Annotated in this window: 15 protein-coding genes; 9 read left to right on the forward strand and 6 right to left on the reverse strand. The window is 59.1% G+C overall.

Annotated features, from left to right (window positions below; genetic code table 11):
* Positions 1–225 precede the first annotated feature (225 nt).
* Positions 226–2823 carry a bifunctional aconitate hydratase 2/2-methylisocitrate dehydratase gene (acnB, locus tag I6G83_RS02705; RefSeq protein WP_054307925.1) on the reverse strand — a complete coding sequence of 866 codons (2598 nt, stop codon included), beginning with the start codon at positions 2821–2823 and terminating at the stop codon, positions 226–228.
* A gap of 731 nt (positions 2824–3554) precedes the next feature.
* Between acnB and I6G83_RS23625 the strand changes: the two genes are divergently transcribed.
* Complete coding sequence (locus tag I6G83_RS23625; RefSeq protein WP_255265501.1) at positions 3555–3677, forward strand: hypothetical protein; 123 nt, start codon at positions 3555–3557, stop codon at positions 3675–3677.
* A 92-nt stretch (positions 3678–3769) separates the two neighbouring features.
* Here the strand turns inward: I6G83_RS23625 and lpdA are convergent, their stop codons facing one another.
* From lpdA to pdhR, 4 genes are all read right to left on the reverse strand, one after another.
* Positions 3770–5194 carry a dihydrolipoyl dehydrogenase gene (lpdA, locus tag I6G83_RS02710; protein ID WP_054307927.1) on the reverse strand — a complete coding sequence of 475 codons (1425 nt, stop codon included), beginning with the start codon at positions 5192–5194 and terminating at the stop codon, positions 3770–3772.
* A gap of 348 nt (positions 5195–5542) precedes the next feature.
* Positions 5543–7426: a pyruvate dehydrogenase complex dihydrolipoyllysine-residue acetyltransferase gene (gene aceF, locus I6G83_RS02715; protein WP_062779238.1), complete on the reverse strand. Its 1884-nt coding sequence runs from the start codon at positions 7424–7426 to the stop codon at positions 5543–5545.
* 13 nt (positions 7427–7439) lie between these two features.
* Positions 7440–10103 (reverse strand): pyruvate dehydrogenase (acetyl-transferring), homodimeric type, encoded by a 2664-nt coding sequence (gene aceE / locus I6G83_RS02720; protein ID WP_054305207.1) that lies wholly within the window; start codon positions 10101–10103, stop codon positions 7440–7442.
* A 172-nt stretch (positions 10104–10275) separates the two neighbouring features.
* The gene (gene pdhR, locus I6G83_RS02725) at positions 10276–11040 is read right to left on the reverse strand and encodes a pyruvate dehydrogenase complex transcriptional repressor PdhR (protein WP_015673774.1); all 765 of its coding nucleotides are present in this window, start codon (positions 11038–11040) and stop codon (positions 10276–10278) included.
* Positions 11041–11707: 667 nt separating this feature from the next.
* On the opposite strand from pdhR, the gene I6G83_RS02730 reads away from it, so the two are divergent.
* On the forward strand, positions 11708–13084 hold the full coding sequence (locus tag I6G83_RS02730) for an amino acid permease (protein WP_054305206.1): 1377 nt from the start codon (positions 11708–11710) through the stop codon (positions 13082–13084).
* Between the two features lie 55 nt (positions 13085–13139).
* Here I6G83_RS02730 and I6G83_RS02735 read toward each other — a convergent pair whose 3' ends face one another.
* Positions 13140–13757, reverse strand: a complete 618-nt coding sequence (locus I6G83_RS02735) for a TetR/AcrR family transcriptional regulator (protein ID WP_054305205.1) — start codon at positions 13755–13757, stop codon at positions 13140–13142.
* A gap of 170 nt (positions 13758–13927) precedes the next feature.
* Here I6G83_RS02735 and I6G83_RS02740 point away from each other — a divergent pair, with 170 nt between their 5' ends.
* The 7 genes from I6G83_RS02740 (at position 13928) to I6G83_RS02770 (ending at position 21088) form a co-directional block, all read left to right on the forward strand.
* Entirely contained in the window at positions 13928–15148 is a 1221-nt protein-coding gene (locus I6G83_RS02740) for an MFS transporter (protein WP_054305204.1), read from the forward strand.
* A 213-nt stretch (positions 15149–15361) separates the two neighbouring features.
* On the forward strand, positions 15362–16762 hold the full coding sequence (locus I6G83_RS02745; protein WP_054305203.1) for a glycoside-pentoside-hexuronide (GPH):cation symporter: 1401 nt from the start codon (positions 15362–15364) through the stop codon (positions 16760–16762).
* 11 nt (positions 16763–16773) lie between these two features.
* Positions 16774–17724: a glycoside hydrolase family 43 protein gene (locus tag I6G83_RS02750; protein WP_054305202.1), complete on the forward strand. Its 951-nt coding sequence runs from the start codon at positions 16774–16776 to the stop codon at positions 17722–17724.
* A gap of 128 nt (positions 17725–17852) precedes the next feature.
* Positions 17853–18422: a nucleotidyltransferase family protein gene (locus tag I6G83_RS02755; protein ID WP_054305209.1), complete on the forward strand. Its 570-nt coding sequence runs from the start codon at positions 17853–17855 to the stop codon at positions 18420–18422.
* Between the two features lie 3 nt (positions 18423–18425).
* Positions 18426–19421 carry an XdhC family protein gene (locus I6G83_RS02760; protein ID WP_054305201.1) on the forward strand — a complete coding sequence of 332 codons (996 nt, stop codon included), beginning with the start codon at positions 18426–18428 and terminating at the stop codon, positions 19419–19421.
* A gap of 31 nt (positions 19422–19452) precedes the next feature.
* Complete coding sequence (locus I6G83_RS02765; protein WP_054305200.1) at positions 19453–19641, forward strand: hypothetical protein; 189 nt, start codon at positions 19453–19455, stop codon at positions 19639–19641.
* Between the two features lie 49 nt (positions 19642–19690).
* Positions 19691–21088: a sugar porter family MFS transporter gene (locus tag I6G83_RS02770; protein WP_054305199.1), complete on the forward strand. Its 1398-nt coding sequence runs from the start codon at positions 19691–19693 to the stop codon at positions 21086–21088.
* Positions 21089–21168 lie beyond the last annotated feature (80 nt).

The raw sequence follows: 21168 nt of genomic DNA on the forward strand, positions 1-21168 counted from the left end.
TTACGCTTCACGCAGTAAGAATTACGGACAGGATTAGGTTAGGACGCTAACTATTTACCATCAATCAAGCTCCCGGCGACACCGTTAGCCTAAGAGTAATAATTTAAAATAGCCTATAAACTTCAATTTATTAGGAAACACCAAATGCGGAAATGGTCACACTTCAGACATAAAAAAGGGGAGCCTGGCGGCTCCCCCGATTCGGGTTTTCACAGCGTGCGGTAATTACACGGCGGTCTGGAAGATCACACCGTCGGCTTTTTCCGTGTACTGCTCCAGCTGGTTGAAGTTCAGATAGCGGTAAGTATCGGCCGCGCTCTTATCCACCTGCTCCATATAGGTTTGATACTCGTCCGGCGTCGGTAAGCGCCCCAGCAGTGAGGCCACCGCCGCCAGCTCTGCCGATGCCAGATATACATTGGCGCCGGTGCCCAGACGGTTCGGGAAGTTACGGGTTGAGGTCGACACCACCGTCGCGCCGTCGGCGACGCGCGCCTGGTTACCCATACACAGCGAGCAGCCAGGGATCTCGATACGCGCCCCGCTCTTGCCGAATACGCTGTAGTAGCCCTCTTCGGTCAGCTGAGCCGCATCCATCTTGGTTGGCGGCGCCACCCACAGGCGGGTCGGCAGCTGGCCTTTGTGCTGATCCAGCAGCTTGCCCGCCGCACGGAAGTGGCCGATGTTGGTCATGCAGGAACCGATAAACACTTCGTCGATTTTACTGTTGGCCACGTCGGACAGCAGGCGCGCATCGTCCGGATCGTTCGGCGCACACAGGATCGGCTGGTCGATTTCCGCCAGGTCGATCTCGATCACCGCCGCGTATTCCGCATCGGCGTCGCCTTCCAGCAGCTGCGGATCCGCCAGCCATTTTTCCATGCCCTGAATACGGCGCTCCAGCGTACGACGGTCGCCGTAACCTTCGGAGATCATCCATTTCAGCAGCACGATGTTGGAGTTCAGGTACTCTTCGATCGGCGCTTTATCCAGTTTGATGGTGCAACCGGCGGCGGAACGCTCGGCGGAGGCATCCGCCAGTTCGAAGGCCTGTTCAACCTTCAGCTCCGGCAGACCTTCGATTTCCAGAATGCGGCCGGAGAAGATGTTTTTCTTGCCTTTCTTCTCGACGGTCAGCAGGCCCTGCTGGATCGCATAGTAAGGGATGGCGTGCACCAGGTCGCGCAGCGTGATGCCCGGCTTCATTTTACCTTTGAAGCGCACCAGCACCGACTCCGGCATATCCAGCGGCATAACGCCGGTCGCCGCGGCAAACGCCACCAGACCGGAACCGGCCGGGAAGGAGATGCCGATCGGGAAGCGGGTGTGGGAATCGCCGCCGGTGCCGACGGTATCCGGCAGCAGCATGCGGTTCAGCCATGAGTGGATAATGCCGTCGCCCGGACGCAGCGAGACGCCGCCGCGGTTCATGATAAAGTCCGGCAGCGTATGGTGGGTGGTCACGTCAACCGGTTTCGGATAGGCGGCGGTGTGGCAGAAGGACTGCATCACCAGATCGGCCGAGAAGCCCAGGCAGGCCAGGTCTTTCAGCTCGTCGCGGGTCATCGGGCCGGTGGTGTCCTGAGAGCCGACCGAGGTCATCTTCGGTTCGCAGTACTCGCCCGGACGCACGCCGGCTACGCCGCAGGCGCGGCCAACCATTTTCTGCGCCAGCGAGAAGCCGCGGTTGCTGGCCGCAACCGGCTTGGAAACGCGGAACACGTCGGTGTGCGGCAGGCCCAGCGACTCACGCGCCTTGGTGGTCAGGCCGCGGCCGATGATCAGCGGGATACGGCCGCCGGCGCGCACTTCGTCCAGCAGCACGTCGGTTTTCAGTTCGAAGCTGGCGATCAGCTCGCCGGTTTCGTGGTTACGCACTTCGCCTTTGTACGGGAAGATGTCGATCACATCGCCCATATTCAGCTCGGACACGTCCACTTCGATCGGCAGTGCGCCGGCATCTTCCATAGTGTTAAAGAAGATCGGGGCGATTTTACCGCCCAGCACTACGCCGCCGCCGCGCTTGTTCGGCACGTGCGGGATGTCGTCGCCCATAAACCACAGCACCGAGTTGGTGGCGGATTTACGGGAGGAGCCGGTGCCGACAACGTCGCCGACGTAGGCCAGCGGGAAGCCTTTCTCGCTCAGCGCTTCGATCTGTTTAATCGGGCCGACGCTGCCCGGCTGATCCGGGACGATGCCGTCACGTTCGTTTTTCAGCATTGCCAGCGCGTGCAGCGGAATATCCGGGCGCGACCAGGCGTCCGGCGCCGGAGACAGATCATCGGTATTGGTTTCGCCGGTCACCTTAAAGACGGTAACGGTGAGTTTTTCCGCCAGTTCCGGACGGGACAGGTACCATTCGGCATCGGCCCATGACTGCATGATTTGCTTGGCGTAGGCGTTGCCCGCCTTGGCCTTCTCTTCCACGTCGTAGAAGTTATCAAACATCAGCAGGGTGTGAGACAGCGCTTCGGCGGCGATAGGCGCCAGTTTGTCGTTGTCCAGCGCTTCGATCAGCGGATGAATGTTGTAGCCGCCCTGCATGGTGCCCAGCAGTTCAACGGCCTTTTCCGGAGTAATCAGGGGGGAGGTGGCTTCGCCTTTGGCGATGGCTGCCAGGAAACCTGCTTTGACGTAGGCGGCTTCGTCGACGCCTGGTGGAACACGGTTAATCAGCAGGTCTAACAGGAATTCTTCTTCGCCTTGCGGCGGATTCTTTAATGATTCGACCAGCGCTGCCATTTGTGATGCGTCTAATGGCTTAGGGACGATGCCCTCTGCAGCACGCTCGGCCACGTGCTTACGGTATTCTTCTAGCACGACTTTCTCCTCGCTCTCATTGTCATTTATTGTGCCTGGCGTCCATACCTTGCGTCGCTGAAGCGGCAGCGCTGTCGGCTGCTGCCTCTGAGACTCCGGATTTGTTATCAAACCGGGTTTTTTAGCGCACGGCGATATTACGAGGCACTGCTGTCGATGTCCTGGACTGTAAGGTACAGTGCCCGGTTCCGCCCAGCCAGCATATCAGGATTTGAATCGGTTGTTAATTCGTTCACATAAAAGCAACATTAAATCTTTGCTGAATCGTTGAGCACAGAGTAATCGGCTGCGATGCAGGCAGGACAAGGCGGCCGGACAGATGCGCCCCGCCCGTCAGGCGCATCATAATGTCCACACTATTACAATAACTACTGCTTGAACAGCGGAAAAAACGCCGGCGACAAAAACAAAAAAACCGCCGTTAAGGCGGTTTCTTTGTTCCGTACGACGTTAGCAGGCGCCGGACGGAATACTTACATCGATTAGGTACGATACAAGCGCCACAAAGCAGAGACATTCTGCGCAATAACGATTAAAAAATCAACAAAAAGAATGTGGAAAAGGTGATTCCACGTTACTATCTCTCCGGGTCTGTTCTGCCGGTTTAGCAGCCGGTCACCGGGCTTGAGAACAGTGCTGCAACAACCGCGATGCGAGCGTCACAAAGCGCTTGTTCCGCCGGGATTTTTCCGGTGAAATCGCGGTGGTCGTGGTTCCACAGGGATCGCGCAATGAAAAGGAGTTCGTTATTTATCCTGCTCATTGTACTGGGCGCGGCGTTTGGGGTTGATAAAGGCGGTTGGTCGGTCAACGGCAACAGCCTGACGCTGAACGTGATAGTCCAGAACAAGTAAGCTACTGGCCGCTCGCTGAGCGGCCTTTTACCGCCGCCATAAAAAACGGCCCCTTTTCAGGAGCCGTTTATCAACCGTTCAGGCCGGAAAAATTACTTTTTCTTGGCTTTCGGGTTAGGCAGGTCGGTGATGCTGCCTTCGTACATCTCGGCCGCCATGCCGACTGATTCGTGCAGGGTCGGGTGAGCGTGGATGGTCAGCGCGATGTCTTCCGCGTCACAACCCATCTCGATGGCCAGACCGATTTCACCCAGCAGCTCGCCGCCGTTGGTGCCGACAATCGCCCCGCCGATAACGCGGTGGGTTTCTTTGTCGAAGATCAGTTTGGTCATGCCGTCTGCACAGTCGGAAGCGATAGCACGACCGGACGCCGCCCACGGGAAGGTGGCGGTTTCGTAGCTGATGCCTTTCTCTTTCGCTTCTTTCTCGGTCAGGCCTACCCATGCTACTTCCGGTTCGGTGTAAGCGATGGATGGGATGACTTTCGGATCGAAGTAGTGCTTCAGACCGGAGATAACTTCAGCCGCCACGTGGCCTTCATGCACGCCTTTGTGCGCCAGCATCGGCTGACCGACGATATCGCCGATGGCGAAAATGTTCGGCACGTTGGTGCGCAGCTGCTTGTCAACGTTGATAAAGCCGCGCTCATCAACCGCCACGCCCGCTTTGTCAGCATCCAGCAGTTTGCCGTTCGGCACACGGCCGATAGCCACCAGCACCGCGTCGTAACGCTGTGGTTCCGCCGGCGCTTTTTTGCCTTCCATCGTGACGTAGATACCATCTTCTTTGGCTTCTACCGCGGTCACTTTGGTTTCCAGCATCAGGTTGAACTGCTTGCTGATACGCTTGGTGAACACTTTCACCACGTCTTTATCCGCCGCCGGGATCACCTGGTCGAACATTTCCACCACATCAATCTGGGAACCCAGCGCGTGGTAAACGGTGCCCATTTCCAGACCGATGATGCCGCCGCCCATCACCAGCATGCGCTCTGGGACGGTTTTCAGCTCCAGCGCATCGGTGGAGTCCCACACGCGCGGGTCATCATGAGGGATAAATGGCAGTTGGATCGGACGCGAACCTGCGGCAATGATGGCGTTATCGAAGTTGATGGTGGTTGGGCCGTTTTCGCCTTCAACAACCAGGGTGTTAGCGCCGGTAAATTTGCCCAGACCGTTCACCACTTTCACCTTACGGCCTTTAGCCATACCCGCCAGACCGCCGGTCAGCTGAGTGATGACTTTCTCTTTCCAGGTACGGATCTTGTTGATGTCGGTTTTCGGCTCACCGAAGACGATGCCGTGTTCAGCCAGCGCTTTGGCTTCTTCAATCACTTTGGCAACGTGCAGCAGTGCTTTGGAAGGGATACATCCCACGTTCAGGCAAACCCCGCCCAGCGTGGAATAACGTTCAACCAGAACGGTTTCAAGACCTAAGTCAGCGCAACGAAAGGCAGCAGAGTAACCCGCTGGGCCCGCCCCAAGTACCACGACCTGAGTTTTTATTTCAGTACTCATCATGACCTCTTAATTTATTGTCCGGCGGGTCAGACGTCATTTTTATACCCGTCATCTTTCACCTGGACGCGTTGTTGGCTTCATTCGCTCACCCCAGCCACTTAGCCTGGGAATTCACAAATTTGCCGCCTGGCTGCCATGTGAAATCTATAGGGTATATTTTTAATCGAATTCATAACGCCCTTCATCCACCGGGACGCTTACACCGCGAGCAGTTTACAGAATTGTTAATAATCTGCAAAGCATGTTCGAAGTGACCCGTGTCTCAACAATCTTGTCGAATCATGCAAAAACCGACAAAACTGCTACCGAAGCGATAAGGGCGCAGCATGCTGCGCCCTTTTTTCCTTACATCACCAGACGGCGAATGTCAGACAGCATATTGTTGATGATGGTGATAAAGCGCGCACCGTCGGCACCGTCAATCACACGGTGGTCGAAGGAGAGCGACATCGGCATCATCAGACGCGGCATGAACTCTTTACCGTTCCAGACCGGCTCCATTGCAGACTTGGAGACGCCCAGGATAGCCACTTCCGGCGCGTTGACGATCGGCGCGAAGTGGGTTGTCCCGATACCGCCCAGGCTGGAGATGGTGAAGCAGCCGCCCTGCATTTCGCCGGCGGTCAGCTTGCCGTCGCGCGCTTTCTTGGAGATCGCCATCAGTTCGCGGGACAGTTCAGTGATGCCTTTCTTGTTAACATCCTTGAACACCGGAACCACCAGACCGTTTGGCGTATCTACCGCCACGCCGATGTTGATGTATTTTTTCAGCGTCAGCTTCTGGCCATCTTCCGACAGCGAGCTGTTGAAGCGCGGCATCTGCTCCAGCGCTGCGGCAACCGCCTTCATGATGAACACCACCGGGGTGAACTTCACGTCCAGCTTGCGCTTGGCCGCTTCTTCGTTCTGCTGCTTGCGGAACGCTTCCAGCTCGGTGATATCGGTTTTGTCGAAGTGCGTAACGTGCGGGATCATCACCCAGTTACGGCTCAGGTTGGCGCCGGAGATCTTCTGGATACGGCCCATTTCCACTTCTTCGATCTCGCCGAACTTGCTGAAGTCCACCTTCGGCCATGGCAGCATGCCCGGCAGACCGCCGCCCGCAGCGGCAGCCGGTGCGGATTCGGCGCGTTTCACCGCATCTTTCACATAGGCCTGAACGTCTTCGCGCAGGATACGGCCTTTACGACCGGTGCCCTTGACCTTCGCCAGGTTGACGCCGAACTCGCGCGCCAGACGACGGATAACCGGCGTCGCGTGCACGTAGGCATCGTTTTCGGTGAATTCGTTTTTACCTTCCGCTTTCGCGGCCGGCGCAGCGGCCTTGGTTTCCTGCTGGGCCGGAGCCGGTGCAGGCGCAGCGGCGCTGGCTGCCGGAGCGGCGGCTGGCGCAGCCCCTTCCACTTCAAACACCATAATCAGCGAGCCGGTTTTCACTTTATCGCCGGTGCTGACTTTGATCTCTTTGACGGTGCCGGCAAACGGCGCAGGCACTTCCATCGAGGCCTTGTCGCCTTCCACGGTGATCAGCGACTGCTCAGCGGCGATTTTATCGCCCACTTTCACCATCACTTCGGTCACTTCGACTTCGTCGCCGCCGATATCCGGCACGGCCACGTCTTTGGCGGCCGCTGCCGCCGGCGCTGCGGCCGCCGGTGCTGCAGCCTGAGCCGGAGCGGCTGCCGGCGCTGCGCCGGCAACTTCGAACACCATAATCAACGAGCCGGTCTTCACTTTATCGCCGGTGTTGATTTTGATCTCTTTAACGGTGCCGGCAAACGGCGCAGGCACTTCCATCGAGGCCTTGTCGCCTTCCACGGTGATCAGCGACTGCTCTTCGGTCACGGTGTCGCCCACCTTGACCATGATCTCGGTGACTTCTACTTCGTCGTCGCCGATATCCGGCACCTGAACGTCTTTCGCCGCCGCAGCAGCAGGCGCCGCAGCCGGAGCCGTTTCCTGCTTGGCTTCCTGCGCCGGGGCAGCCGCCGCTGCGCCTTCAGCATCAAAGATCATGATCAGCTTGCCGGTTTCGGTTTTATCACCGACCGCCACTTTGATCTCTTTCACCACGCCGGCCTGCGGCGATGGCACTTCCATGGAAGCCTTGTCGCCTTCCACGGTGATCAACGACTGCTCAGCCTCGACCTTATCGCCGACCTTCACCAGAATTTCGGTGATTTCGACTTCATCTGCACCGATATCCGGCACTTTGATTTCAATAGACATTCTTCTTTACCTCTTAGGCCAGACGCGGGTTAACTTTATCGGCATCGATATCGAATTTAGCGATTGCTTCGGCAACCACTTTCTTATCGATTTCGCCGCGTTTAGCCAGCTCGCCCAGGGCCGCAACCACCACGTAAGATGCATCCACTTCGAAGTGGTGACGCAGGTTCTCACGGCTGTCGGAACGACCGAAGCCATCGGTGCCCAGTACGCGGTAATCGCTGGCCGGGATAAAGTTGCGGATCTGCTCGGCGAACAGTTTCATGTAGTCGGTAGACGCAACCGCCGGCGCATCGCTCAGCACCTGAGCAACGTAAGGCACGCGCGGCTCTTCGGTCGGGTGCAGCATGTTCCAGCGTTCGCAGTCCTGACCGTCGCGCGCCAGTTCGGTGAACGAGGTCACGCTGAACACGTCGGAGCCGACGCCGTAGTCGTTCGCCAGGATCTGCGCCGCTTCGCGCACGTGACGCAGGATAGAGCCGGAGCCCATCAGCTGTACCTTGCCTTTGCTGCCTTCCAGGGTTTCCAGCTTGTAGATACCCTTGCGGATGCCTTCTTCGGCGCCCTGCGGCATGGCCGGCATGTGGTAGTTTTCGTTCAGCGTGGTCAGGTAGTAGTAAACGTTCTCCTGCGCTTCGCCGTACATACGCACCAGACCGTCATGCATGATGACCGCCACTTCGTAAGCATACGCCGGATCGTAAGAGATACAGTTCGGGATGGTCAGCGACTGAATGTGGCTGTGGCCGTCTTCGTGCTGCAGACCTTCGCCGTTCAGCGTGGTGCGGCCGGAGGTGCCGCCGATCAGGAAGCCGCGCGCCTGTTGGTCGCCCGCCGCCCAGCACAGATCGCCGATACGCTGGAAGCCGAACATCGAGTAGTAGATGTAGAACGGAATCATCGGCAGGTCGTTGGTGCTGTAAGAGGTCGCAGCCGCCAGCCAGGACGCGCCGGCGCCCAGTTCGTTGATCCCTTCCTGCAGAATCTGACCTTTCTCGTCTTCTTTGTAGTAAGCCACCTGCTCACGGTCCTGCGGGGTGTACTGCTGGCCGTTCGGGCTGTAGATACCGATCTGACGGAACAGGCCTTCCATACCGAAGGTACGTGCTTCATCGGCGATGATCGGCACCAGACGATCTTTGATCGACTTGTTCTTCAGCATCACGTTCAGGGCGCGCACAAAGGCGATGGTGGTGGAGATCTCTTTGTTCTGCTCTTCCAGCAGCGGGCCGAAGTCTTCCAGAGAAGGCAGCTCCAGCTTCTCGCTGAAGTTAGGCTGACGGCTCGGCAGGTAGCCTTCCAGCTTCTCGCGGCGCTCGTGCAGGTATTTGTACTCTTCGGAATCTTTCTCGAAGGTCACGTACGGCAGTTTTTCGATGTCGGCATCGGCTACCGGCACGTTGAAACGATCGCGGAAGTGGTGCACCCCTTCCATGTTCATTTTCTTCACCTGGTGGGCGATGTTCTTGCCTTCCGCGGTGTCGCCCATGCCGTAACCCTTGATGGTGTGAGCCAGGATAACGGTTGGTTTGCCTTTGGTGTCCTGCGCTTTTTTCAGCGCGGCGAAGACTTTCTTCGGATCGTGGCCGCCGCGGTTCAGCGCCCAGATCTGCTCGTCGCTCCAGTCGGCAACCAGCGCGGCGGTTTCCGGATAACGGCCGAAGAAGTGCTCGCGCACGTAAGCGCCGTCTTTGGATTTAAAGGTCTGGTAGTCGCCGTCCAGGGTTTCGTTCATCAGCTGCACCAGTTTACCGCTGGTGTCTTTACGCAGCAGTTCGTCCCAGCGGCCGCCCCAGATCACTTTCAGCACCTGCCAGCCTGCGCCGGCGAAGATGCCTTCCAGTTCGTTGATGATTTTGCCGTTGCCGGTCACCGGGCCGTCCAGACGCTGCAGGTTGCAGTTGATGACGAATACCAGGTTGTCCAGTTTTTCACGGGTGGCGATGGTGATGGCGCCTTTGGATTCCGGCTCATCCATTTCACCGTCGCCCAAGAAGGCGTAAACGGTCTGTGCGGAGGTGTCTTTCAGGCCGCGGTGTTCCAGATATTTCAGGAATTTAGCCTGGTAGATGGCGCTCAGCGGGCCAAGGCCCATGGAGACGGTCGGGAACTGCCAGAATTCCGGCATCAGTTTTGGATGCGGGTAAGAGGACAGGCCGTTGCCGTGCACTTCCTGACGGAAGTTGTTCATTTGCTCTTCGGTCAGGCGGCCTTCAAGGAAGGCGCGTGCGTAAATGCCCGGAGAGATGTGGCCCTGGAAGTACACCAGATCGCCGCCATCTTTCGCGTTGCGTGCGCGGAAGAAATGGTTAAAGCAGACTTCATAGAAGGTCGCGGAAGACTGGAAGGAAGCCATGTGGCCGCCCAGTTCCAGATCTTTCTTGGAAGCACGCAGAACGGTCATCACGGCGTTCCAGCGGATCGCGCTGCGGATACGGCGTTCCAGATCCAGGTTGCCCGGATAGTCAGGCTCGTCTTCCACCGCGATGGTGTTGATGTAGTCGTTAGCAGCGGAACCGGCCGCTACATTAACGCCGCCTTTGCGGGCTTCACCCAATACCTGATCAATCAGAAACTGAGCTCGCTCAACACCCTCTTCACGGATGACCGATTCGATCGCCTGCAGCCAGTCGCGGGTTTCGATCGGATCCACGTCATTGTTTAAACGTTCTGACATGGTGGTATTCCTTATCTGTCTAATGGTTTATTTGGAGCCTGTCTTCCTGCGCTCTGCGGCAAAGCGCACGAAGACAGGCTCATCAGTTTAGTTGCCGCTAAAGTGCTTAACTAAGCACTGCGAGCTTTATCCCTGATATTGGGCTGGTGTTACCCCAAGACGGGAACCGCTCTTACTCCTTGCGTTGCTGGAGCCGCCGTAACGATCGCTCACGACGGGTATGTTCCCGGCTGAGATCCAGCAAGATTTCCTCAATAAACGCCAAGTGGCGGTGAGAGGCTTCGCGGGCCTTTTCCGGCTCGCGCGCCACTATCGCCTCAAAAATCCCGGCGCGGTGGCTGCTCACTTTTGCCAACATCTCACGGCGCGAGTAGAGCAATTCAAAGTTCTGTCGGACGTTCTGTTCCAGCATCGGCCCCATGCAGCGTAGCAAATGCAGCAACACAACGTTGTGCGCCGCCTCGGTAACGGCAATCTGATACTGCATGACCGCGTCGGCTTCGGCGTCCAGATCGCCGCTGTCCTGCGCCTGCTGAATCACGATATGGCAGTCGCGGATGCGCGCCAGATCCTCGTCGGTGCCGCGCAGCGCCGCATAATAGGCGGCGATGCCTTCGAGCGCATGACGGGTTTCGAGCAGGTCGAACTGCGATTCAGGGTGATCGGCCAGCAGTTCAGCCAGCGGATCGCTGAAGCTCTGCCAGAGGTTGGTTTGCACAAAGGTTCCCCCGCCCTGACGGCGCAACAGCAGCCCCTTTGCTTCCAGGCGCTGGATTGCCTCTCTCAGAGAAGGGCGGGAAACGTCAAACTGTTTCGCCAATTCACGCTCCGGAGGCAATTTCTCTCCTGGGCGCAGCGTACCCTCGAGTATCAGGTATTCGAGCTGCTGCTCGATAACGTCTGACAGCTTGGGCTGGCGGATTTTGCTATAGGCCATGGGTGATTTCTTCTCTGCGAATAGCGCGGAGTCAATTGGTAATACCAATTTCACAAAGGTGGTGGTAAAAGTAACAAAGTATTCACCTCCTGTCCATATGGCCCCCTGGCGAAAACCGTACGGCCCGCACGTTTTACTACCTGAAATACCCCGCCGCCGCTGCCGGCTACCCCTACAGTGGTAATACCATTTACAAAGCTTTACCCGCGCGCCCTGGCTTCTTATGTGACGCAGATCACATTGCCTCGTTGAGGCACGCCGTTATCCTTCCAGAGTGAACCGCCAATGCCGGAGATTTATTGCATGTTTATGACGCTTTGGTGAATAGCTATGACCATAAAGAGTTAGCCGCCGCAGAGAAGCAGCAAGATGAGACATCGGTTGAAGGTAAGAACAATCTTTTTGCGAATTATGTGATTTATTGCTTATTTCATGCACACAACGGCCGTTCTCATCACACAATCCGCATTTTGTTGCCTAAACTGCTGAAATCTTAATCACCAGCAAAACAAAGGAGATGCAAACTTTCCCGCATAACATTATTCTTCATGAAACGGTAGCGGCGCCGTTTAATTAATAGCGATAACGCCGTAAACAAAAACATACAGACATCGTAATCACGCATTTACAACGTGTGAGCATTTGCAACGACAGAGGGTAAACACTGATGGATGGTCAACAACAGGGCGACCAACTGAAACGCGGGCTGAAAAACCGCCATATTCAGCTTATCGCCTTAGGCGGCGCAATCGGCACCGGGTTATTTCTCGGCATCGCGCAAACAATAAAAATGGCCGGCCCGTCAGTTATCCTGGGCTACGCGATCGGCGGCTTTATCGCCTTTCTGATTATGCGCCAGCTGGGTGAAATGGTGGTGGAAGAGCCGGTGGCCGGCTCGTTCAGCCACTTCGCCTACAAATACTGGGGCAACTTTGCCGGCTTCGCCTCCGGCTGGAACTACTGGGTGCTGTACGTGCTGGTGGCGATGGCCGAACTGACGGCGGTCGGCATCTATGTGCAGTACTGGTGGCCGGAAATCCCCACCTGGGTCTCCGCCGCGGTATTCTTCCTGGCGATCAACGCCATCAACCTGGCCAACGTCAAGGTGTACGGCGAGTTGGAGTTCTGGTTCGCCATTATCAAGGTGGTGGCGATTATCGGCATGATCGTCTTCGGCGCCTACCTGCTGCTGAGCGGCATGGGCGGCCCGGAGGCCACGGTCACTAATCTGTGGGCGCAGGGCGGCTTCTTCCCTAACGACATCAGCGGGCTGGTGATGGCGATGGCGGTGATCATGTTCTCCTTCGGCGGCCTGGAGCTGGTCGGCATCACCGCCGCCGAGGCGGATAACCCGGCCAAAAGCATTCCCAAGGCCACCAACCAGGTAATCTACCGCATCCTGATCTTCTATATCGGTTCGCTGACGATTCTGCTCTCCCTCTACCCGTGGGGCAAAGTAGTGGAAGGCGGCAGTCCGTTCGTTCTGATTTTCCACGCGCTGAACAGCAACCTGGTGGCAACGGTGCTGAATATCGTGGTGCTGACGGCGGCGCTGTCGGTGTATAACAGCTGCGTCTACTGCAACAGCCGCATGCTGTACGGCCTGGCTCAGCAGGGCAACGGGCCGAAAAGCCTGCTGAAGGTGGATGGCCGCGGCGTGCCCGTCGTCGCTATCGGCGTCTCGGCGCTGGCGACCGCGTTCTGCGTGCTGATTAACTATCTGCTGCCGGGGCGCGCATTTGAACTGCTGATGGCGCTGGTGGTGTCCGCGCTGGTGATCAACTGGGCGATGATCAGCCTGGCCCACCTGAAGTTCCGCGCGGCAAAACGCCGTGAAGGCGTGGAGCCGAAGTTCAAGGCGTTCTGGTATCCGCTGAGCAACTACCTGTGCCTGATGTTTATGGCCGGTATTCTGGTGATTATGTATCTGACGCCGGGCATTCGCATCTCCGTGCTGCTGATCCCGCTCTGGGTGGCGGTGCTGGCGGTAGGCTACGCCATCAAGCAGCGCAGCCAGCGGGCGCTCGGCAGCACCGTACGCTGATTTTCCGCAGGCCCGCCGATGCGGGCCTGCTTCCTTTTATACCTTGTCCCGCCCGCTACGTCTGCTTACGCAGCGCATCCCAGACTTTCATCACTTCGGCAATCGCCCCCAGGAAGGTTGAGACCTCAACGCCGTCCCGGGCCGATATTGAGACGCCGAGCAAAAAACTGTTAAAGACGGTAGCCAGCGTCCGGGCATCGGCGCTTGCGGCAAGCTCGCCGCTGGCAATGGCGCGTTCGACGCAGCGGATAAATCCGGCGTACGTCCGCGCACGCGATTCCGCCAACGGTTTGGCCACGTCGGCATGCGCGGGCGTCGGCGCGCTCATGGCGCCGAAAGCAACCATGCACCCCTTCGGATGTCCCGGTTCGCACTGCATGGTCGTCGATTGGCGCAACGCCCGTTCAACGGCCTCTCTCGGCGCCAGCGCGTCATCCCAAAGGCACGCCGTAACGCGCGCATAGCTCTCCAGATAACACTGCACGGCCTCTTTGAATAATGCCTCTTTCGACCCGAAAGCCGCATAGAAACTCGGCGCGGAAATGCCGCCGCCGATGCTCGCCTTCAGCTGACTGAGCGAGGTTGATTCATAGCCCTGTTCCCAGAACAGGTACATCGCTTGCTCGATGGCCTGTTGGCGATCGAAGCTGCGGGGACGTCCCATCTGCGCCATCGCTGACTCCTTATCTTTCACGATATATATACTAATCGATATATAATTCATTGACAATGTGACGACGATGATGATTACATTTATACCGATCGGTATAGATATCGATATATTTCAGACGCCGGCTGCCCCAGCGCGACCGGAAACTTCTCATCGTCGAAAGGATCTTTTGCGTGAATAACTCATCCACTCAGGCGATACCGGCTAACGCCGATCGCCTGCCCGTCGCCGCCCTGCTGGCTTTGGCCATGACGGGCTTTATCTGTATCGTGACCGAAACGTTGCCCGCCGGCCTGCTGCCGCAAATCAGTCAGGGCCTCGGCGTTAACCCGTCGCTGGCCGGACAAATGGTGACGGCATACGCGCTGGGCTCACTGCTGGCGGCGATCCCGCTGACGATTGCCACCCGCGGCTGGCGGCGGCGTAATGTCCTGCTGCTGACCATTGTCGGCTTTCTGCTCTTCAACTCTGCGACGGCGCTCTCGACCCATTACCTCGTCACGCTGATCGCCCGCTTCTTTGCCGGCGTTGCCGCCGGACTGGCCTGGAGCCTGCTGGCCGGCTATGCCCGGCGGATGGTCGCGCCTTTTCAGCAGGGACGCGCCCTGGCCATTGCCATGGTGGGCACCCCGATCGCCCTCTCTCTGGGTGTGCCTTTGGGCACCTTTATGGGATCGCTTATCGGCTGGCGCAGCGCATTTTGGATCATGTCGGCCCTGACGCTGCTGCTGATCGTCTGGGTATACGCCAAAGTCCCCGACTACGCCGGTCAGCCGGCCCATGAGCGCATGCCGCTGCGCCGGGTCTTTCTCACGCCCGGGGTACGCCCGGTTCTGGCGGTGGTGATCACCTGGATGCTGGCGCATAACATCCTCTATACCTACATCGCTCCGTTTATCGCGCCGGCCGGCATGGCAGACCGAACCGATCTGGTGCTGTTCGCCTTCGGCGCGGCGGCGCTCGCCGGCATCTGGCTCATCGGCAGGCTGCTGGAGCGCCACCTGCGCACCTCGGTACTGGCCAGCCTCGCAGCCTTCGCGCTGATCGCGCTGGTCTTCGGCGTCGGTGCGCAAGACCCCGCCGTCATTTATCTGGGCGTAATCATCTGGGGCATTACCTTCGGCGGCGCGGCAACCCTGTTGCAAACCGCGCTTGCCGATGCGGCGGGAGACGGCGCCGACGTGGCGCTCTCCATGAACGTGGTGGCCTGGAACTCGGCGATCGCCTGCGGCGGCGTCATCGGCGGCATGCTGCTGGAGTCCTGGGGAGCCCGCTCTTTTCCCTGGGCGCTGCTGATCCTGCTGGCCATCTCGTTCGCCATCGCCTGGTCGTCCCGCGAATACGCCTTCAAACCGGGACACCGCCTCGGCAGCTCCCATATCGTGAGCCATTGAAAGCGGCCTTATCCTGACGACAGCACGGCTTGCGACCGTGCTGTTTGCCGTTGCCGCTCCCCTTCCCCGGCCAAGTTTGCTAGCAAGCTCACACTTCTCCCGCCATGGCGGGTTTGTCCATCTCTATAACCATCAGCTCCTGACCGCCCCCCGCCGGGCAAGACAATAATCATCATCATTGAGTCCGATCCTGTCAGCGCGGAGAAAATGTCCATGAAGAGCAATGCCCTTTCGATAAAAGAAAAGATCGGTTACGGCATGGGGGACGCCGGATGCAATATGATTGGCGGCGCCATCATGCTGTTCCTCAACTATTTTTACACCGATATCTTCGGCCTGACGCCGGCGCTGGTGGGCATTCTGCTGCTGTCGGTGCGGGTACTGGACGCGGTCACCGACCCGATTATGGGGGCGATCGCCGACCGTACCCAGAGCCGCTGGGGGCGCTTCCGCCCCTGGCTGCTGTGGATCTCCCTGCCCTACGTGCTGTTCAGCGTGCTGATGTTCACCACCCCCGATTGGAGCTATAACAGTAAGGTAATCTACGCCTTCGCCACCTATTTTCTGATGTCGCTGACCTATACCGCCATCAACATTCCCTACTGCTCGCTGGGCGGCGTAATCACCGCCGATCCGCACGAACGGGTCTCCTGCCAGTCATACCGTTTTATCATGGTCGGCATCGCCACCCTGCTGCTGTCGCTGACGCTGCTGCCGCTGGCCGAATGGTTCGGCGGCGCTGACAAGGCGCGCGGCTACCAGATGGCGATGGGCGTGCTGGCGCTGATCGCGCTGTTTATGTTTCTGTTCTGCTTCGCCACGGTGAAGGAGCGCATCCGCCCGGCGGTGCCGACCAACGACGCGTTAAAAGCCGATCTGAAAGACGTCTGGAAAAACGACCAGTGGGTACGCATCCTGCTGCTGACCTTCTGCAACGTCTGCCCCGGCTTTATCCGCATGGCGGCCACCATGTACTACGTCACCTATGTCATGCAGCAGTCATCGTCCTTCGCCAGCCTGTTTATCGCGCTCGGCGTGGTCGGCATGATGATCGGCAGCGCGCTGGCCAAGCCGCTCACCGACCGCTTCTGCAAACTGCAGGTGTTCTTCTGGACCAACATTGCGCTGGCGCTGTTCTCCTGCGCCTTCTATTTCCTTAACCCACAGCTGACCTGGGGCATCGTGGCGGCCTATTTCCTGCTGAACATCCTGCACCAAATCCCGTCGCCGCTGCACTGGTCGCTGATGGCCGACGTCGATGATTACGGCGAGTGGAAAACCGGCAAACGCATCACCGGCATCAGCTTCTCCGGTAATCTGTTCTTCCTGAAAGTAGGACTGGCGGTGGCCGGCGCGATGGTCGGCTTCCTGATGTCTCTGTCCGGCTACCAGGCCGACGCCGCCAGCCAGAGCGCCGGCGCGCTCGACTGCATCGTCCTGCTGTTTACCGTTATCCCCGGCATCGGCTACCTGATCACCGCCGGCGTGGTGCGGCTGCTGAAGGTGGATCGCACCCTGATGCAACAAATCCAGAGCGACCTGGCCAAACGCCGCGCCAACTACCAGGAGCTGGCCGACTACCGTGAGCGCCAGCTTGAAACCCGGCACAGCTAAGAGAGAGCACGATGAAAACCTATCCCAATCCGCTGATTACGCAACGCGCCGATCCCTTTATCCTGCTTCATAGCGACGGCAACTACTACTTTATCGCCTCAGTGCCGGAATACGACCGGCTGGAGCTGCGCCGCGCCGCCAGCCTGAGCGCCCTGGCGCAGGCCACGCCGCACGTTATCTGGCGCAAGCCGGCCAGCGGGCCGATGAGCGCCCTGATCTGGGCGCCGGAGCTGCATATGATCGACGGCGTCTGGTACATCTATTTCGCCGCCGCCCACAGCCCGGCGATCAAAGACGGCCTGTTCCAGCACCGCATGTTCGCGCTGGCGTGCAGCGATGCCGATCCGCTCACCGGCGTCTGGCAGGAAAAAGGTCGCATTTACAGCCATCTCGACAGTTTTTCCCTCGACGCCACCTACTTTCATCATCGCGGCAGGCACTACTATTTATGGGCGCAGAAGGATCCGGCCATTCGCGGCAATTCCAACCTCTATCTGGCGGAGATGACCAACCCATGGACGCTGCAGGGGGAACCGGTGATGCTCAGCAAACCGGAACTGCCATGGGAAACGCGGGGGTTTTGGGTCAATGAGGGGCCGGCGGTGATCCGCCACGGGCGACGGATCTTCATCAGCTACTCCGCCAGCGCCACCGACGAGAATTACTGCCTCGGGCTGCTGTGGGCGGACATCGACGCCGAGCTGACCGACCCGGCGCAGTGGCATAAATCGCCGCAGCCGGTATTCCGCACCAGCTACGACAACCGCCAGTTCGGCCCCGGCCACAACAGCTTCACCCGGGATGAAGACGGCAGCGACGTGCTGGTGTACCACGCCCGCAACTACACCGAGATCGACGGCGATCCGCTGTACGACCCTAACCGCCATACGCGCATCAAAACCCTGGAGTGGGATGAACAGGGCATGCCGCTGTTTGGCGAACCGCCGGCGGATAATTGGTAATGTGGCCCCGCAATCACCGCGCCGTTGAGAAAACGTCGCCATGAGGCGTTAAAATTGCTCATAATGATCCCCTAACATCTTTACTGTTTTGGTAATCGGTTGTGGTTACGCAAACGCAGGTGATCGGTATGACAACAGGTATTGTGATTGCCGCCGCCGGCCGCAGTGAACGCTTTATCCGGGCGGGCGGCAGCGGAAATAAACTGAATGCGCCCTTGGGCGAACGCACCCTGTTCGCCCGCACGCTGCAACAGGCGCAAGACAGCGGCCTGCCGCTGGTGGTGGTGACCCGGCCGGACAATCAGCGCGTACGCCGGCACTGCGCCGAACAGCAGGTTGAGACGGTGCTGCTGGACAGCCACGGCCTGGGCGACTCCATCGCCGCCGGCGTGGCGGCCCGTCCGCAGTGGGACGGCTGGCTGATCCATCTGGCGGATATGCCCTTCGTGCCGCCGGATATATTCCGGCAGACCGCGGCGGCGCTGCAGCAGCATGCGATCGTCCGCCCCTGCGTTAACGGCCGTCCGGGGCATCCCGTCGGCTTTTCCGCCGCGTTGCGCAACGCGCTGTGCGCTCTGCACGGCGACGACGGTGGACGTTCCGTGCTGTTTGGCCGCGAGGTGCACCTGATTTCGGTTGATAACCCGGCCATCGTCATGGATATTGATCTCCCTTCTCAGCTAGCGGACAACGAATAACCCATGCAACATCTCGATATCACCGTCGTCGGTCAGGCCATGTCCTGGCTGCAGCAACAGCCGGTCTGGCTGTGCACCGTGCTGGCCACCTATGGCTCTTCGCCGCGCGCTCCCGGCGCGTTGATGGCGGCCGGCGCCGACGGACGCTACTGCGGATCGCTGTCCGGCGGCTGCGTGGAGGAGGATTTTCTGCAGCGCATCGCCGCCGGCGACTATCAGGCGGCCAGCCAGGTGGTGCGCTACGGCGAAGGCGGCCTGACGCCGAACGTGGCGCTGCCCTGCGGCGGCGTGCTGGACGTGCTGATCGAGTACCTGCCGGCCGGTGAACAGAGCATTCGCTATCTGGCGCAGATGGCCGCGGCGCTGGACGGCCACCACGCGCTGGTCAAACGCCTGACGCTGCCGTACGCCTGTAGCGCATTGCAAGAAACCACCTTTGCCAGCGCCACCCGGGTTGAACGCCGCGGCGAGGAGATCGTCCTGCATATCGCCGCCGCGCCGCGCCTGCTGATCGCCGGCCTGTCCAGCGTGGCGCTGTACTGCGCAGAATTCGCCGCCGCGCTGGGCTTTGAAGTGCTGGTGTGTGAAAACCGCCCCGACGCGCTGGAAAACTTCGCCGCGCAGTTAACGCCGGCGGTGACGCTGGTGCGGCAGTTCCCGGCCAAATTTATTGAGGAAGGCGGCTGCCATGGCAACACCGCGGTGGTCGCCCTGACCCACGATCCGCGCGTGGACGATCTGACGCTGATGGAGGCAATCCATACCCCGGCGTTTTATATCGGCGCTATGGGCTCGCAGCAGAACAGCGCCCGCCGGCGCCAGCGGCTGCAGGACATTGCCGAATTTAATCCGCAGCAGCTAAGCCGCATCCATGCGCCGATCGGCCTGGCGCTCGGCAGTAAAACCCCGGCGGAAATCGCCCTGGCGGTCATGGCCGATATCGTGCAGCAAAAAAATATCCGTCCCGCAGCGGCGGGCGCCGCCACTGATGTGGCATAATCCTGCCTGAAACAACGGGGCGGCCCCCCGTTTGACGCTGGCGCACGCCCGTGCCCGCCAGACTGAAAACGATTACAATCAGGACACTGCCGCTTATTTGGCCATGATGGCTTTCCAAAATGCCTTCTCGATGATTAGAATCGTCTTAAAAACGGCTGAAAATGTAACCGATTACATCAATGTGATCCGGCGCACTTTCAATAATCACCGTGATCAATAACATACCCTCAAAGCCATTCGGCGTTTTATATTCCCCTTTTGGAGACGTTATGAGTACCGTAACAACCACAGGCAAAAGCCGGTCAAATGCCCAGATGACTTTCTTTGTCTGCTTCCTCGCCGCACTGGCGGGTCTGCTATTCGGCCTCGATATCGGCGTGATTGCCGGGGCGCTGCCGTTTCTTGCCGATGAGTTCCAAATCACCGCCCACCAGCAGGAATGGGTGGTCAGCTCCATGATGTTCGGCGCCGCGGTCGGCGCGGTCGGCAGCGGCTGGCTCTCTTACCGGCTGGGACGTAAATACAGCCTGATGATCGGCGCCGTGCTGTTTGTCATCGGTTCACTGTGTTCCGCCTTCGCCCCCAACGTCGAAGTGCTGGTAGTTTCCCGCGTGCTGCTGGGGCTGGCCGTCGGCATCGCCTCCTTCACCGCGCCGCTGTACCTGTCGGAAATCGCCCCGGAGCGCATTCGCGGCAGTATGATTTCCATGTACCAGCTGATGATCACCATCGGTATTCTGGCGGCTTACCTGTCGGATACCGCGTTCAGCTATAGCGGCGCCTGGCGCTGGATGCTCGGCATCATCACCATCCCGGCGCTGCTGCTGCTGATCGGCGTGATCTTCCTGCCGCGCAGCCCGCGCTGGCTGGCGTCACGCGGCCGGCATGAAGAAGCGCGCCAGGTGCTGGAGATGCTGCGTGATACTACGGCGCAGGCCAAGGCCGAACTGGATGAGATCCGCGAAAGCCTGAAGATCAAACAGAGCGGCTGGGCGCTGTTCAAAGACAACAAGAATTTCCGCCGCGCGGTATACCTCGGCATTCTGCTGCAGGTGATGCAGCAGTTTACCGGCATGAACGTCATCATGTACTACGCGCCGAAAATCTTCGATCTGGCCGGCTTTGCCAGCACCTCGCAGCAAATGTGGGGCACCGTGATCGTCGGCCTGGTCAACGTGCTGGCGACCTTTATCGCCATCGGTCTGGTTGACCGCTGGGGCCGCAAGCCGACGCTGAAGCTGGGCTTCCTGGTGATGGCGATCGGCATGGGCGTACTCGGCACCATGATGAATATCGGCATCGCCAGCACCGCCGCACAGTACTTCGCCGTCCTGATGCTGCTGATGTTTATCGTCGGTTTCGCCATGAGCGCCGGCCCGCTGATCTGGGTGCTGTGCTCGGAGATTCAGCCGCTGAAAGGCCGCGATTTCGGCATCACCTGCTCCACGGCGGTGAACTGGATCGCCAACATGATCGTCGGCGCCACCTTCCTGACCATGCTGAACAGCCTGGGCAGCGCGCCCACCTTCTGGGTCTACGCCGCGCTGAACCTGCTGTTTATCGTGCTGACCATCGTGCTGATTCCGGAAACCAAAAACATTTCGCTGGAGCATATCGAGCGTAATCTGATGTCCGGCAAAGCGCTGCGCGATATCGGCTCACGCTAAAACAGACCAGGGCGCGACCTTCGCCGCGCCCTGGTAGGGAAAACTTATCCGGGGACGGGCGCACAGCCCGTCCCCGTTTT

Source organism: Serratia rubidaea, assembly GCF_016026735.1.
Lineage (GTDB): Bacteria > Pseudomonadota > Gammaproteobacteria > Enterobacterales > Enterobacteriaceae > Serratia_B > Serratia_B rubidaea.